The sequence below is a fragment of the Roseibium sp. genome (assembly GCF_965216085.1).
Classification (GTDB): Bacteria; Pseudomonadota; Alphaproteobacteria; order Rhizobiales; family Stappiaceae; genus Roseibium.
The window spans coordinates 506,556-520,050 of the sequence record NZ_OZ244138.1 but is presented as its reverse complement, the minus strand read 5'-3'; the positions used below and the strand labels follow the sequence as shown (position 1 = coordinate 520,050).

Here is a 13,495-nt window from a genome sequence, read left to right as displayed (position 1 = left end):
ATCAAGCTGCAAGGGTTTCCATGTCCAGCCTTCCTATTCTCGGTGCCGCCATGCCGCTTTCATCCTATGAGGTTTACAAAGACCTCATGCTGGAAAAGCAAAGGGACCTGGAACTGCAGGATTTCGTGAAAGGCGAAGTCCTCAACGGCGATTGGCAGCCGATCGCCGAACACGCAAAAAAGCTTCTGGCCGGCCACAAAGGCCGGCTTGGGATACATGGGCCCTTTTGGGGCTTCACCATTGACGCCCTGGACCCAGAGATCCGTGAAATCGTCAAAAAGCGCTTGTTGCAAGGCCTTTCCGTGTGTGAGGCGATTGGCGGAACGCATATGGTGGTTCACAGCCCCTACAGCACCTGGGATTTCAACAATCTCGACAACAACGACAAGGGCCGGGAACGCAAGATCGAGGCCTGCCATTTGACCCTGCACGAGGCTGTCAAACGGGCCGAAGACATCGGTTGTGAACTGGTCTTGGAGAACATTGAGGACAAGGATCCCTATGCGCGGGTCGAACTTGCCGAGAGTTTTGGCTCGGATGCGGTGAAAATTTCCATCGACACCGGGCACGCGCATTACGCTCATGGATCAACCGGAGCTCCGCCGGTTGATTATTTCATCAAAGCTGCCGGCAACCGCCTGCGCCACATTCATTTGCAGGACGCAGACGGTTACGCAGACCGTCACTGGACCTTGGGCGAAGGCACAATCAACTGGCATTCGGTCTTTAAGGAGCTGGGCAGATTGAACAGTGACCCGCGACTGATCGTCGAGTTGCGCGATGTGTCCGGCTTGCCTGCATCCATCGCCAACCTGGAAGCCATGGGCCTGGCACAGTAAACGCTCGGATCCGCCTATTTCGGCTTGGTATTTTTCGGAATGACACAGGGACGGGCCTTTTCGTCGATGGCGCCCGATCCCCGGAACATATGACCCAGAAGGTTCAGCGGCAACGACAACACTTCCCCAACAGCCCGGCCGGCACCTGCCTCTTTAACGATCAACTCGGGGGATTTGAGTGTTCCCTTGATTTCAAAGGGTGACACGATCTGGACCAGCTGCTTCTTCTTTGCCCGCGGCAGAAAGGCGAGGTTCAGTGCGCCATTGCGGAAGTCAATCGACCCTCCACCGACGATCTGGACATTTGCGGTCTCTACCACCAGCGCATTTCCTGACGCTCTGCCAGACTTAAACCTCAAAGGCAACACCGCGCACACCAGCTTGGCGCGCTTGTCGCCCGATCCAGACACCAGCCAGGTGAAAGCACTCAATCCGCTCAACTCCACGATCCGGTCGGGAAAGTGTCCGCCCCAGAGCGACGTTGTCAGTTTTCCAGTCAGCGTGCGCAAGAGATCTCGTTCAGACCCCATCGCGCCAGACAAATCAAAACTGGCGTAGACCGTGCTGGTAATCGGCGCGGCCAGACCGAGCTCTGTCATCAAGCTGCGCAGCGGAAATTTTTCCATCCGGCCTTTGGCAAAACCGCGTGCAGCGTCTTGGGTAAAGTCAACGCCAAAATCGCCTTTCACCAAGCCGCCAATATACGCCATAGAGAGATTGGCAACTTTCAGGATGTCATTTTCAAAATGAACATTTGCCGAAATGTTGCCCGCTTCTTTTTTGCCGGACACAAGGCTTTTGGCCGCAACACCGACATCAACCTTGACGTTGGATGCAATCCCATCTGTCAGCGAAACCGCATCCTTTGGCCCCGCCAGCCCGAGTTCAACGAAATCAGCCAATCCGGAAATCTCGGAGAGATCTATGGCATCTGAGGAAATGTCGCCCTGCAAAAGCCAGACGTTTTCTTGTGATTGAAAACCCATGGACAAGTCCGCTTCAATCTGGCTGGACCCGGATGCAAGAGCGCCAACCAAACCCAACTGTCCGGCATCCAATGAACTTTCCCCTGTGAACAATATGGCCGGTAACTCCCGATCGGGCTCAATCAATCCTGATCTCAGCAATTCTGCAGGGTCGGGAATTTTGAGCTCAGTTGAAAACGCCAACTTATCGACATGACGAAGTTCAGGAACGGTCAGTGCAAAGCTGAGATCGAGCAGATCTGTCCCCACCACAGAACCCTGGAGCGTTTCAAGCCCAAGCCAGCTCGCCGCATCGCTGATCTCGATGACCCCTTCAAGGGTGCCAAGATCCGGCTTGGGCGACACGTTGGGTTCCAACAGCAGCGCCACAGGAAACTGGAAGTTGCCAGTAAGGGTAATACCGGTGAGCCCAATGACGTCGGCAACTTGCCCGGAAAGGACAAGATGGGGTTTATCCGGTGGGCCATCTTTGATGACCAGCTCTTCCAAGCTAATACGGCCATCGTCCTGTTTTGCAACCCGGCCCACTGTGATTGGGCCAATCGTTTCGATGTCCAAAATAGCCGCGCTGGTTTTCAGCTGAGCATTATCAACTGCCAGGCCGTTGAGCGGACCGCGGACCTCACCAGAAAGACCCAAGACATCAATTGCCAATTCATTGTCAGGATGCGCCAGGGGAACAAGCGATGCATCAAACGCCAGATCAAGCACTGGATCGATGCTCGCATTTTCAATCGCACCGGACACCCGGACACGATCTTCATGCTGACCGACAAAAGCAATATCGATGTGCGAGATCGTTAGCGCATCGAGCGTTCCCGAAAATTGCCAGGATGCATTGATGGTGCCGTCAAGCTCACTGGTAATCCCTGCTGAGGCCAATGCTTCGGACAAAGACGGTGAGACCCATTCGACACGCCCCTCAACACCGGCAACCTCTGTTGACGTATCGATTGTCCCGGACACTTTGGTACTCAGCCCAGGAAACTGAAGATTGAGGTCAAAGCGCCCCGCCTTTAAAGGTCCACCATCCGGCGGCCGGGCGATCTCTCCGGAGATTTTCAGTGGAGTTCCATTGAGCACAGCCTCAAAGACGATCGCGAGCTCTCCGGCAGTGGCCGCAGGTGCGATCTGCAGAGTTTGAATTTGAAGGGTTTCATCCCAGCCAACGGCCTCTCCGATATAATGAAAGGTAACATCGGACAATTTCAGCGTATCGAACACCGGCATGTTGATGATATCGGAGGGAAGCTGGAAATACTCTGATCCCCTTCCAGCCGATCTGCCGGCGGTCTCAGCAATCTCGATATCTGCACCGGCCATCTTGAAATTGAAGATCTGAGACACATCCCCCAGAAAGAGCTGGTAAGGGGAATCGAAGCGCACAAACTCAAAAAACCGGCCTGGCGATCCGTCGTTTGTGCTGAGCCGTTCAACAACGGCATCTTCGATGCGCACGGTCACAACCCGTCCGAGATCGAAGGCAACAGCGCCTTTCACTTGGGTATTGCGATCAAGCTGCGAGGTCAGGATTTGTCCGGCAACCGCCTGGCGTAGCGGCAAAAACATGTCCAGCGTCAAAACCGCAGTGAACACAGCGCCCGCAATCACGATCAATGCGCCCAGACCAATCAGGACCCGGCGGACGACTTTCAGAAAGGTTCTGCGTTTTGCGCGATGTTCCGCTGCCATCATTAGCCCTGTCGAATTGCCAGAGCCGTTTTGGCTCTACCGGATTCTTGGCCAATTACAGATCATCTGAAGTCTGCTTTCAATAAGCAGATTTCAGCAGTGGCGTGTCGGATCTGCTGTTTTTGTCAATCGCTGGCGTCCGGCAGAACCGACAGGCTGACCTCAATCATCGCTTCAAGGTCTTCAAGCGGCAGGCCGGCCTGGGACATGGTGAAGATTGACGCGGATTGTCCTGCGAAGAAATTGGCAAGCGCGACAATATCTGTGCCTTCCGGCAGTTCTTGATCCGTCTGAGCCCGCTCCAGACGCCGAAGAAAGGCATCGCGCCGTGCCATGTTCATGGCGCGCATCTTGTCTTGAATATGATCTGGCTGGGCCGAGCAATTGATCGTGCTGTTGATGATGAAACAGCCCTCCGGCAATCCGCTGCCCTCTTTTGCATGGACAACACCGCGCAGGGCTGCCCGGAGACTGTCTTTAAGCGGCTCGTCAGATTGAACCAGCGCCTCAATCATCGGAGTGCCCATTTCGTCCTGATACAGCTCCAGGGCTTTTTGGAAGATTTCGTCCTTATCGCCGAGGTTTGCATAAAGACCCGGTTTTGCCATACCGGTGGCTTTAACAAGATCGGCCATAGACGTGCGGTCATAGCCCTGTTCCCACAACGTGTGCAGGGCAGATTTCAGCGCATCTTGCGGGTCGATTTTTCGCGGCCGGCCTCTGGGCATCGGATCAAGCTTCCATCATCGGGGCAAATTAAAGTACCAATCCGTATTTTATTCTCTTGAATTCCGGATTCAAGACCTTATTAAAATACCGAAGCGTACTTTATTCCACATCCGACCCCAAAAGGAACTCAGATTGATGTCTAAAATCCAAGGAAAAGCAGCATTGGTGACTGGCGCAAACCGCGGAATTGGCCGGGCCTTTGTTGAAGAACTCCTGTCCCGTGGCGTGGCAAAGGTTTACGCCGGTGCCCGCAACACCGACAATTTGAAGCAACTGGTCGCCGAGAACGGCGGCAAGGTGGTGGCCCTCAAACTTGATGTCACCAACGCCGAAGATATTTCTGCGGCCGCTGCCAACAAGGACGTCGCGCTTGTCGTCAACAATGCAGGAACCGCAGGTTTTTCCAGTTTCACAACGCCGGGCGCTGATCAGCGCGGCCGCCTCGAAATGGAAACCAATTTCTTCGGCACTTTGAATGTGTCCCAGGCCTTTGCTCCGGTTCTGAAGGAAAACGGCGGCGGCGCGATCATCAACATTGGCTCCATCGCCTCGCACATCAATTTCCCGGTTCTGGGCACCTATAGCGCCTCCAAAGCTGCCGTTCATTCACTTACCCAGGGCCTGCGCGCTGAACTCGCTGGTCAGGGAACACAGGTTGTCGGCGTCTATCCAGGGCCGGTGGACACCGATATGGCCGAGCAATTCGATGCCGACAAAACCGCACCACAAGAGGTTGTTCGTCAGATCCTCGACGCCTTGGAAAACGGAGAAGAAAACGTCTTCCCGGATCCGACTTCAACGCAGCTCTATGAGCAGTTCCTTGCAGCTCCGGACGCGACTGCGAAGTTTGTCGGCCAGACCTATCTCCCGGGCTAACGTTTCCTGATAAGATAGCCACAAAACCGCGCAGCTGGAGCACACTCTGGCTGCGCGGTTTGCTTTTGCCTGCTATCCGAAACTCTCGGAATGAATCCGGGTTTCCGGTATCCCATGAGCTTCAAGACCGGATTTGATATCGGCTGTAAAACCAGCCGGACCACACAGAAGGAACTCTGTTCCTGGCCCGGGAAGGAGATCGATCAGGCTGGCTGCCGTGATCCGGCCACTCCGGTGATAGTCCTGGCCTAACCGATCAGCCGATTGCGGCTGACTGTAGTGGGTCAAGACATTGATCCAGTCGCGTCCTTCCGCCAGTTTTCTAACCTCATCGCTAAATGGATGATGCGCGCCATCGCGTGCGCTGTGCACAAACCACACCGGCCGGGAACCAGCCTCAGCGGCCACCTCATGCAAGATGCTCAGCATGGGTGTGACGCCGATCCCCGCGCTCACCAGAACCAGAGGCGCATCCCCATCCAAAACCTCAAAACCACCGGCAGGTTTGCGGGATTGCACCAGACTGCCGACGTCTAGACCGTCGTGCAAATATCGTGAGCCCAGGCCTTGCGGGTCGCGTTTTACAGAGATGCGGTAGCCTCTATCTTTTGGCGAGCCAGACAAGGAGTAGGAGCGGCTGATCTTCCCACCGGCTCCTGGGATTTGAAGTTCGATTGGCAAATGCTGCCCGGCCTTGAAAGGCGCAAGCGGGCCGCCGTCCCGGGCCTCAAAAACAAATGACATGACATCGGCGCTCTCCCGTGTCTTCTCAACGAGCCGTAGCGAACGTGCCGAGTCCGCGTCTTCCTGCCAGCGCAGGCGCAAGGCGGAAGGGAGTTCGACACTCTCCTCGATCGTCAAAGTTATAAGGCGGCGGGCACCTGGAACGGCATCAACATCCTCGGTGTCCCAGTCGATACTGGCCGTACCGGTCAGTTGCAGCAGACTGCCACTGGAAAAGTCCAGGAACAGGAACCCTGCCCTGGGATCAACGAGCAGATTGCCGATCGTGTTGTAATGATTGTTCCCGGCATAGTCCGGAAACCGGATGGTGCGGTCATCGATCACCTCAACAAAACCACGCTCCCCGCCGCGGTGGGAGACATCCATTCCAAAGGATCTGTCTTCGCCCTCACCGCGATAGCCGCTGGCAATGAAGAAGGTATCCGCTGCCCGGATCCAGTCCTGCTGGGTCTCCGATAATCCGCCCCCGCGTTGTACCGGCCCAGGTGTTCGCTCGGAAACACGCCAATAGGGACGTTCGCGAATGTATTGCGGGCAATTGCCAAAGGATTGGCCGACCGCAAACGAAATCTGCCCGTCGCGATTCTCCGCGACATGCCCGTTGACACGATTGCGGCGGCGGGTCTCCAGTTCGATCCCAAGAATGCCGATATCGGTCCCAGCCGAAAATGACTGCTCCAACGCATCACCGGAGACTGGCCTAGACCTAATCGTCAGGGTTTCCGGATCCGGAGACGCCACAAAACCATCCTCCCCTTCCAGGATCGTCGCCCAGGGTCGTCCGTCGTTGTCCCGTGCAGACACGATCAGAAACGGCTGCGCTTCAAAAAAGTTGCGGTGCTGATCGGGCATATACGGCCGGATCACCTTGCGAGCAAAATCTTCGATTTGGCGCACGCCCAGCCGCTCCTGCACCTGTTGTTCTCCGTAATGAAACGGGGACGGCGTACCGGCAGTGTCTTCCGGTGAATGAAACACAGTCATCAAACTCATCCTGACTACAATTTCTTAGGAAACTGCGGCGGAAAGAGGGGCAAATGCCCCTCCTCCAAGCAAAGTTTATGCGGCCAAGCCAACCGGTGTTTTCGGCATCGGCACAAACCCTGGCAACGCTTCGATGCGGGCCAGCAGAGCCTGGATTTTCGGATAATCCTTGAGAGAAATATCTCCCTCCGGTGCATGCGCTGTGTAGGTATAGACCGCGATATCTGCGATCGTCGGCTTGGAGCCAACAAGCCACTCCCGGTCATTCAGGTGGGTTTCGAAATACTCAAAAACGACCGCTGCAATACCCTTCGCCCGGTCGGTGTCAACGTCCGCACCAAAGACATTTGCCAACCGCGCTGCTGCCGGTCCATTGGCGATTTCATTGGCCGCAAGCGACAGAATTCTTTGGACTTCAGCTTCTTCAACAGGATCCGTTGGCAACCAGTTGGATGCATATTTCCGGGCCAGATAGACCAGAATTGCATTCGAATCCGAGACGACAACACCACCGTCTTCGATCACCGGCACCTTGCCAAGCGGATTGAGTTTGAGGAACGGCTGCTGCTTGTGTTCACCTGCGGCCAGATCAACCTTGACGATCTCATGATTGATTCCGGCAAGGCTGGCAAAAAGCTCGATCCGATGTGAGTGACCAGACAGCGGGAAGCTGTAAACTTTGACGGCATTGGACATTTCGTTCTCCTGAGATTTTATGATCGCGAAACACGTGAACTGTCTTTGGTGTCGCGCTGAACGAAATATGCAGATCCACAAAAAAGATATAATACTCCAATCTATTCAATGATTATGTATATTACGGAGACAATATAGCCAAAGAGAGCCCCCACGTGGACAAGATTGAAACCATCAGAGCGTTCGTTGCTGTGGCTCAAGAAGGGTCCTTTACCGGAGCCGGCCGCCGTCTCGGTTTGTCAACCAAGCTGGTTAGCAAATACGTCCAACAGCTCGAAAGCCAGTTGCAGACCCAGCTGTTCAACCGGACCACCCGCAGTGTTTCGCTGACCGATGTTGGCGCTGCTTATCTGGAACGCTCCCGCCCACTTCTGGAGCAGATGGATGAGTTGGATTCTTTGGTGCGCGAACGTCAGACCGCCCTCTCCGGTCCCATCCGCCTAACCGCACCAACAGGATTTGGCAGCACAAAACTCGTACAGGCATTGATCCCGTTTTTGAAAGAAAATCCGGATGTCGAACTCGACATGAAGTTGACGGACAACCGGGTCGCTCTGGTTGAAGAAGGGTTTGACTTGGCTGTCCGAATTGGCGCCTTGCGGGATTCAACGCTGATAGCGAAAAAGCTCTCCGACATGGAGCTGGTCCTATGTGCCGCACCGGATTATCTCGACCGGCATGGCCGGCCGTCCGCGCCGGAAGCCCTCAGCACCCATGTCTGCCTCGTCGACAACAATCAGGTTGAGCTGAATGTCTGGCGGTTCTTTTCCAGGGATCAGGAACATGTCGTGCGGCTGCACGGCGCCGTTCAGACCAACTCCCCCGGAGCGCTGGCCCGCATGGCCATTGGCGGTCTCGGCATCACGCTGGCGCCCTATTACGCGATTGAAGACGAGCTGGAAAATGGCCGCTTGGAGAGAGTATTGCCGGACTATCGAACCAGTGTTTTTGGTCTTTATGCGCTCTACCCGCCCAACCGCCATCTGACCCGGCGGGTCCGTGCGCTTATTGATCATCTGAGTTCGAGTTTTTGAGATCTTGGTCCGGGCATCGGTTATAGAACTTTCCAGCCCGAACCTATTCTCAGATAAGCCGGGAAGTTAGAGCCTGTCGCATCTAATTGGATCCATTTGATGCTGAAAAACGGCTCCTTCGGCTAGGCGCGTTCGTGAAACGCGATCTGGTTGATCGTGTGAGCGGCGCAACGCTGCCGATGGGCCGATTTTCTGCACCCTTCAATATCAAAAAGCGAAAGAAAAAGGGCCGGACACATTTGCTCACTCGCGTCGTTGTTTTGCGCTTATGGTGATCACACCATCGCACGCAAACCGCCTAGCCAGAGATCAAATGTGTCGCGGTCAAATGAAACCAATTAGATGCGACAGGCTCTAAGCTCTCCCTCCAAGCATTTCTGGCGCAACGATTTCGCGTGCAGCGCCCGTTTTCACATCATAGAGCAGCGCAGACACAACGATATTGTCCGGGATTTCCGGGGCGCTGCGCAGACGCTTGATATCGTCTTTCATCGTCTCCTCATGATCATGGATTGCTGACTGCGATACGTCGATGCCGAGGTTTTTCTTCAGCGCCTGCTGCATGTCAGGATCAGCCAAACGCTGCGCACCACACTGAGTATGCTGCAGGATCACCAGCTCGAACCCGCCCCCTTGTCCACCGCTCATCTGCTTGACCATGAAGGCAATTGCACCGATTTCCTGGATCGTGGCATCGGTTACCCGTCCGCCGTTGTTGCGGATCACAACGGCCTCCCCAAGCTCCAGGCCAAGGATATGGGCTGGGTCGACCCGGGCATCGATGCAAGTCAGGATCATGGTACCGAGTTTCGGCAGGATCGGCAGATCTGCAGCATCAAAACCTTCGGCAAGAGCCTGGTTACGTTCCAACAAGATTGAGGTGGCAGTCATGTGATGGTTCTCCTGGAAGTTTGGGATCAAGTCGTCTGAAGTGTTATGAAAAATCAGGATGCCTGCCGAAGCGGTGTCCGCAGCGCGGCAGAAGAATGGGTCTCCAGCCACTCCGATGTGTCCTGACAGAACTGTGGTTGGGCAATCCGGACGTAATCCCGCTCTCTTTGGATCTCCTCAAGGTCCAAGGCAGGCGTCAGCAGCATCTTTGCAAAACCGGCCAAAGCTCCAATCCGCCTGGACAAACGTGGCTTGAGATCAGGCCGTTCCGCGATCGTCCGGCGGACAATGCTCTCAAAGGTCTCAGGAAGGCGGCCACCGACCTTAGCAACATGATCGGTTGGCGCGGTCACGGCAAAGGCGCCCCGCCGGTATTCTTCTGCATAAATGGCAAGCTGTGAGACCGCAGCTTCTGAGTAGTTGGACGGCGGAAGGGCCCGAAGTGCCTTGGTCATCATCTTTTCGGAAATGTCCATATAGGAGACTTTCCGGCCCAGCGCCCGGCCCATGGCCGCAGCGATGTCGTTGGGCGACAGCAACTCAGGTCCGGTCGGCCGATAGGTTTTTCCCGCATGAGATACTGGGTCAATCAAGGCTGCTGCTGCGACGCTAGCAATATCCTCGTTGGACGGCGGCGCGTTCTTTTTGACACGGCCATCACCGAGCGGCATGGCGAACAGGCCGAGATGTGCCGCCATATCCAGTACCATTAGATAATTGTCGGCGAACCAGCCGGGATTGACCGAGGTCACGGTCAAGCCGGATTGCATTCGAATGAGTGTGTCGGACAAATAGATTTCGCGGGTGAACAAGGATGGATGATCGGCTGCCGCCAGCCACTGGCCCAAAGTCACAACATGCTCAAGCTGTGCCTCGAACGCAGCAACAGTAAACACCGCATTGTAGTGCAATCCATTCGGCGCGGTCGGCGCACATTGGTAAGCCCGTTGCATCCCGGCCATCGCCTTGCGCATGTCGCCAAGGGCATATTGATCGCCGACAAAGATTTCAGCGCCTGCCTTGGCCAGCAGGTCGGACCGGTTATCGCGTTTGCGGACGAACGCCCGAACAGGAAAGGCCTTTTCGAGCAGTTGAAGGGTAAGCGGCAAACCGGTTTTTCCGGCAGCGCTGGTAACCAGAATGTTCGGCAGTGTTGACACGGCAGGTCTCCTGTCTAGTTTCTGGTTAGATAAATAAAGTGTTCACTTTATTTTTTAAAGTAACAAAACCGTGAGGACAGAATGGCCAAAGCCCGGTCTTACAAATTGCTGTGCCCGATTGCCCGCGCGCTCGACCGGATCGGAGACCGCTGGACCTTGTTGATCCTGCGGGATCTGCATGCAGGCCCAGCCCGGTTTTCAGACCTTCAAAGGGGATTGACCGGTATCGCAGCAAATCTTTTGACCGAACGGCTAGCCAAGCTTGCCGACGACGGCTTGATCGAAAAACAGGACGCTGGCCATGGCACCACTGTTTATGAACTGACTGATCTTGGCCGGCAGACCGGCAATGTCATTTTTGAGCTGGCTATGTTTGGCGGGCAGTTCAAACCGGAGGTTCCAACGGTCAAACCCGGAAATCTCAGGACCGTTGCCACCACCTTGGGCGCGGCAGCCAGGCGGATTCCAACGGACGACCTATCTTTCCGCGCAGAACTGCGCGTCGATGGCGAGGCAATCGATCTTCAGGTTGAAAATGGCACCATCAACGCACGGTACTCCGCTTCGGCAAACCCAGATCTCATTTTCACGACCGGATATGAAGCGCTGCTGGCCATGTCCGAAGGCGAAATGGAGCCAAACGTTTTCCTGCGCGATCACGCGGATCTCGATGTCAAAACACCGGGCAAGGACGCCGAGTTTTTGATGCTGATGACACGTGTGACGGATCTGTTGACGGGCTGAATTTCACCAAGCGGAACATCGTTTCCACTTCGATCCACGCAATTTGTATAATCTGCGTCGACCGTGAGGTCCTTCTGAAAGCAGTTTTCGCGTGAAAAAAGTACCATCAAACCAGACCCAACTTAGTAGCGGATTTTGGAACAATTGAGAGGTCTGCGAAGGTCTTGGCCGAAGTGGCAACGATGTTATCCCGTTGCATCAGGTCCACCTGCCCAAGGGTGACGGGCGGTCGCGGTAAGTGGCTTGCCAGGGAAGCAAGCAGCCACCAGATTTGAAATGGCACCGGCAGCAGCAACCGGCGCCGGCCCGAGCGGGCAGCGAGCCGGGTCACGATCTCACGGTAGCTGAACACCTCAGGCCCGCCGAGCTCATATATTGCGCCCAACTCTCTTTTTTGATCGACGGCCTGACAAACAGCTTCGGCCACATCCCCAACATAGACGGGTTGAAGCCGTGTCCCGCCTGTGCCGAAAAGCGGCACAATTGGAAGCATCCGTATGATTGCATCTAGGTCGCCGAAAAAGGCGCCGCTGCGGCTGAACAAAACGCTTGGCCGTAAGATGATGGTATTGGCACAGGCACTGCGGACCGCCTCATCGCCCTCACCCCGCGCGCGGACATAGGCTGAGCGAAACGTCGAAGACGCCCTGATCCCGGAAATATGGATCAGCTTGCAAGTCTCGGAAGCCTCGACGGCGTCTGCTATCTTGCGCGCCGCATCAACATGAACGTCCCAGAAGGTTTGATCGCGCGTTTCGACATAAAACCCGATGCAGTTGATCACCGTCCCCGCTCCTTGAAGGGCGCGGCTCATAACCTCATCTTTCAGAAGGTCGACCTTGACCGGGCGAACCTCACGACCCCAGATATTGGGGAGGCGAGCAATCTTATCAGGAAACCGCGTCCCGACAGCAACTGAGTGTCCGCGCTCCAGCAGCTTCCGGACGACCCGTTGTCCAAGGAACCCAGTTCCACCCAGTACGATCACGTCCCCTTCAGCCATAAAGTGATCACACCTCCTCAGGCTTCGCTTTTAGCATCAACATGCGGCAGAAATCTGAGGACAGCGACAACCCATCACTTGGCGGTGGAGAAACGTGCCACCTAAAGCGACCAGTTTAATCCCGTTTTCTCCTCGGAGAGTGCCCAAAGCTTGGCAGCCTGTTCTCGGTCCAGAGCGAATGCTTCCAGCGCACACTCGCCAACTGGGCCGACCATTTCGAACTTCGTTGGTCCGTAATATTTTGCTGGTTCCAGCCCCTCTTCCGTGGCGCACATGACCTCTGGCCAGGAGCCTCGCTCTCCGGATTGTGCCAGCGGCGAAAGTAAAGTGGCCAGCACCCTTGTGGTGAGACTTGCCGTGTCGCGGATCAATCCGGTTCGCGACGCGCCGGGGTGACAAACGTGGACCTGTACGGCCTTGCCAGCTGCCTGCCCCCGGCGCTGAAGCTCATAACCAAATATCATCTGAGCCAGTTTGCTCTGGGCGTAGGCGTTCCATGCGGAGTAGTCCTTGCCATAGTTCAGGTCTTCGAACCGGATCCGTTTGTCGCCCATCTTATAGCCATTGCTGCCAACCACCACGATCCTGCCCTTGGATTGTTCAACACGCTCGTACAACAACCCACACAGCAGAAAATGACCGAAGTAATTCACGCCAAGCTGGCTTTCAAAGCCGTCCACAGTAAGCTGTTGTGTGGCCACCTGCGCTATGGCCGCGTTGCAAATGAGGGCATCTATTTGGGGAACCGTTGACCGGATTTCCGCTGCCGCCTCCCGCACGCTTTCCAATACGGCAAGGTCCATGCGGATGAAACTGACCTCAGCGTCCGGCCCGAACTCCTGCTTTAAAGCATCAATGGCCGCAACTGACTTCTCCGCACTGCGGTTCATCATCACCACGCGAGCACCCTTTGACAGGAATACCCGCGAAGCCTCAAAACCAGCGCCCCCGTTTGCACCGGTGATCACATAGGTTTTGCCCGCAAGAGACCCAAGGCGCTCCGGTGTCCAGCCTTTTGGCCCAAATCTATTTTCCACGTCATGCTCCTTCCAGCAAAGGCTGGCTACTTGTTTCCGGCGGGACATTCCCGCCGACATGAAATGAAACATAAATATCG

At 55.5% G+C, this 13,495-nt stretch carries 12 protein-coding genes; 4 read left to right on the top strand and 8 right to left on the bottom strand.

Annotation, left to right across the window (positions count from 1 at the left end; all coding sequences use genetic code 11):
* Window positions 1-20: 20 nt before the first annotated feature.
* Complete coding sequence (locus tag ACOOFE_RS02495; protein WP_420413499.1) at window positions 21-839, top strand: sugar phosphate isomerase/epimerase family protein; 819 nt, start codon at window positions 21-23, stop codon at window positions 837-839.
* A gap of 14 nt (window positions 840-853) precedes the next feature.
* Here the strand turns inward: ACOOFE_RS02495 and ACOOFE_RS02490 are convergent, their stop codons facing one another.
* Window positions 854-3,517 (bottom strand): AsmA-like C-terminal region-containing protein, encoded by a 2,664-nt coding sequence (locus ACOOFE_RS02490; protein ID WP_420413498.1) that lies wholly within the window; start codon window positions 3,515-3,517, stop codon window positions 854-856.
* A 125-nt stretch (window positions 3,518-3,642) separates the two neighbouring features.
* Complete coding sequence (locus ACOOFE_RS02485; protein ID WP_420413497.1) at window positions 3,643-4,245, bottom strand: TetR/AcrR family transcriptional regulator; 603 nt, start codon at window positions 4,243-4,245, stop codon at window positions 3,643-3,645.
* 136 nt (window positions 4,246-4,381) lie between these two features.
* Between ACOOFE_RS02485 and ACOOFE_RS02480 the strand changes: the two genes are divergently transcribed.
* Window positions 4,382-5,122 carry an SDR family oxidoreductase gene (locus ACOOFE_RS02480; RefSeq protein WP_420413496.1) on the top strand — a complete coding sequence of 247 codons (741 nt, stop codon included), beginning with the start codon at window positions 4,382-4,384 and terminating at the stop codon, window positions 5,120-5,122.
* Between the two features lie 72 nt (window positions 5,123-5,194).
* Here ACOOFE_RS02480 and ACOOFE_RS02475 read toward each other — a convergent pair whose 3' ends face one another.
* Both ACOOFE_RS02475 and ACOOFE_RS02470 read right to left on the bottom strand, forming a co-directional pair.
* A complete protein-coding gene (locus ACOOFE_RS02475) occupies window positions 5,195-6,850 on the bottom strand; it encodes a pyridoxamine 5'-phosphate oxidase family protein (protein WP_420413495.1) in 1,656 nt (551 codons plus the stop codon).
* Between the two features lie 75 nt (window positions 6,851-6,925).
* Complete coding sequence (locus ACOOFE_RS02470; RefSeq protein ID WP_420413494.1) at window positions 6,926-7,546, bottom strand: glutathione S-transferase family protein; 621 nt, start codon at window positions 7,544-7,546, stop codon at window positions 6,926-6,928.
* A gap of 155 nt (window positions 7,547-7,701) precedes the next feature.
* Between ACOOFE_RS02470 and ACOOFE_RS02465 the strand changes: the two genes are divergently transcribed.
* The gene (locus tag ACOOFE_RS02465; protein ID WP_420413493.1) at window positions 7,702-8,580 is read left to right on the top strand and encodes a LysR family transcriptional regulator; all 879 of its coding nucleotides are present in this window, start codon (window positions 7,702-7,704) and stop codon (window positions 8,578-8,580) included.
* 354 nt (window positions 8,581-8,934) lie between these two features.
* Here the strand turns inward: ACOOFE_RS02465 and ACOOFE_RS02460 are convergent, their stop codons facing one another.
* Both ACOOFE_RS02460 and ACOOFE_RS02455 read right to left on the bottom strand, forming a co-directional pair.
* The gene (locus ACOOFE_RS02460; RefSeq protein WP_420413492.1) at window positions 8,935-9,471 is read right to left on the bottom strand and encodes a carbonic anhydrase; all 537 of its coding nucleotides are present in this window, start codon (window positions 9,469-9,471) and stop codon (window positions 8,935-8,937) included.
* Window positions 9,472-9,524: 53 nt separating this feature from the next.
* Window positions 9,525-10,631, bottom strand: a complete 1,107-nt coding sequence (locus tag ACOOFE_RS02455) for an NmrA family NAD(P)-binding protein (RefSeq protein ID WP_420413491.1) — start codon at window positions 10,629-10,631, stop codon at window positions 9,525-9,527.
* A gap of 81 nt (window positions 10,632-10,712) precedes the next feature.
* Between ACOOFE_RS02455 and ACOOFE_RS02450 the strand changes: the two genes are divergently transcribed.
* Window positions 10,713-11,375, top strand: a complete 663-nt coding sequence (locus tag ACOOFE_RS02450; protein WP_420413490.1) for a winged helix-turn-helix transcriptional regulator — start codon at window positions 10,713-10,715, stop codon at window positions 11,373-11,375.
* A gap of 106 nt (window positions 11,376-11,481) precedes the next feature.
* Here ACOOFE_RS02450 and ACOOFE_RS02445 read toward each other — a convergent pair whose 3' ends face one another.
* Both ACOOFE_RS02445 and ACOOFE_RS02440 read right to left on the bottom strand, forming a co-directional pair.
* Window positions 11,482-12,378: a complex I NDUFA9 subunit family protein gene (locus ACOOFE_RS02445; protein WP_420413489.1), complete on the bottom strand. Its 897-nt coding sequence runs from the start codon at window positions 12,376-12,378 to the stop codon at window positions 11,482-11,484.
* Window positions 12,379-12,479: 101 nt separating this feature from the next.
* Complete coding sequence (locus tag ACOOFE_RS02440; RefSeq protein WP_420413488.1) at window positions 12,480-13,415, bottom strand: SDR family oxidoreductase; 936 nt, start codon at window positions 13,413-13,415, stop codon at window positions 12,480-12,482.
* Window positions 13,416-13,495 lie beyond the last annotated feature (80 nt).

What these genes read in the sequence shown, in the direction of transcription:
- ACOOFE_RS02495 (WP_420413499.1), top strand. Translation starts at nt 21, where the DNA reads ATGTCCAGCCTTCCTATTCTCGGTGCCGCCATGCCGCTTTCATCCTAT.
- ACOOFE_RS02490 (WP_420413498.1), bottom strand. Translation starts at nt 3,517, where the DNA reads ATGGCAGCGGAACATCGCGCAAAACGCAGAACCTTTCTGAAAGTCGTC.
- ACOOFE_RS02485 (WP_420413497.1), bottom strand. Translation starts at nt 4,245, where the DNA reads ATGCCCAGAGGCCGGCCGCGAAAAATCGACCCGCAAGATGCGCTGAAA.
- ACOOFE_RS02480 (WP_420413496.1), top strand. Translation starts at nt 4,382, where the DNA reads ATGTCTAAAATCCAAGGAAAAGCAGCATTGGTGACTGGCGCAAACCGC.
- ACOOFE_RS02475 (WP_420413495.1), bottom strand. Translation starts at nt 6,850, where the DNA reads ATGACTGTGTTTCATTCACCGGAAGACACTGCCGGTACGCCGTCCCCG.
- ACOOFE_RS02470 (WP_420413494.1), bottom strand. Translation starts at nt 7,546, where the DNA reads ATGTCCAATGCCGTCAAAGTTTACAGCTTCCCGCTGTCTGGTCACTCA.
- ACOOFE_RS02460 (WP_420413492.1), bottom strand. Translation starts at nt 9,471, where the DNA reads ATGACTGCCACCTCAATCTTGTTGGAACGTAACCAGGCTCTTGCCGAA.
- ACOOFE_RS02450 (WP_420413490.1), top strand. Translation starts at nt 10,713, where the DNA reads ATGGCCAAAGCCCGGTCTTACAAATTGCTGTGCCCGATTGCCCGCGCG.
- ACOOFE_RS02445 (WP_420413489.1), bottom strand. Translation starts at nt 12,378, where the DNA reads ATGGCTGAAGGGGACGTGATCGTACTGGGTGGAACTGGGTTCCTTGGA.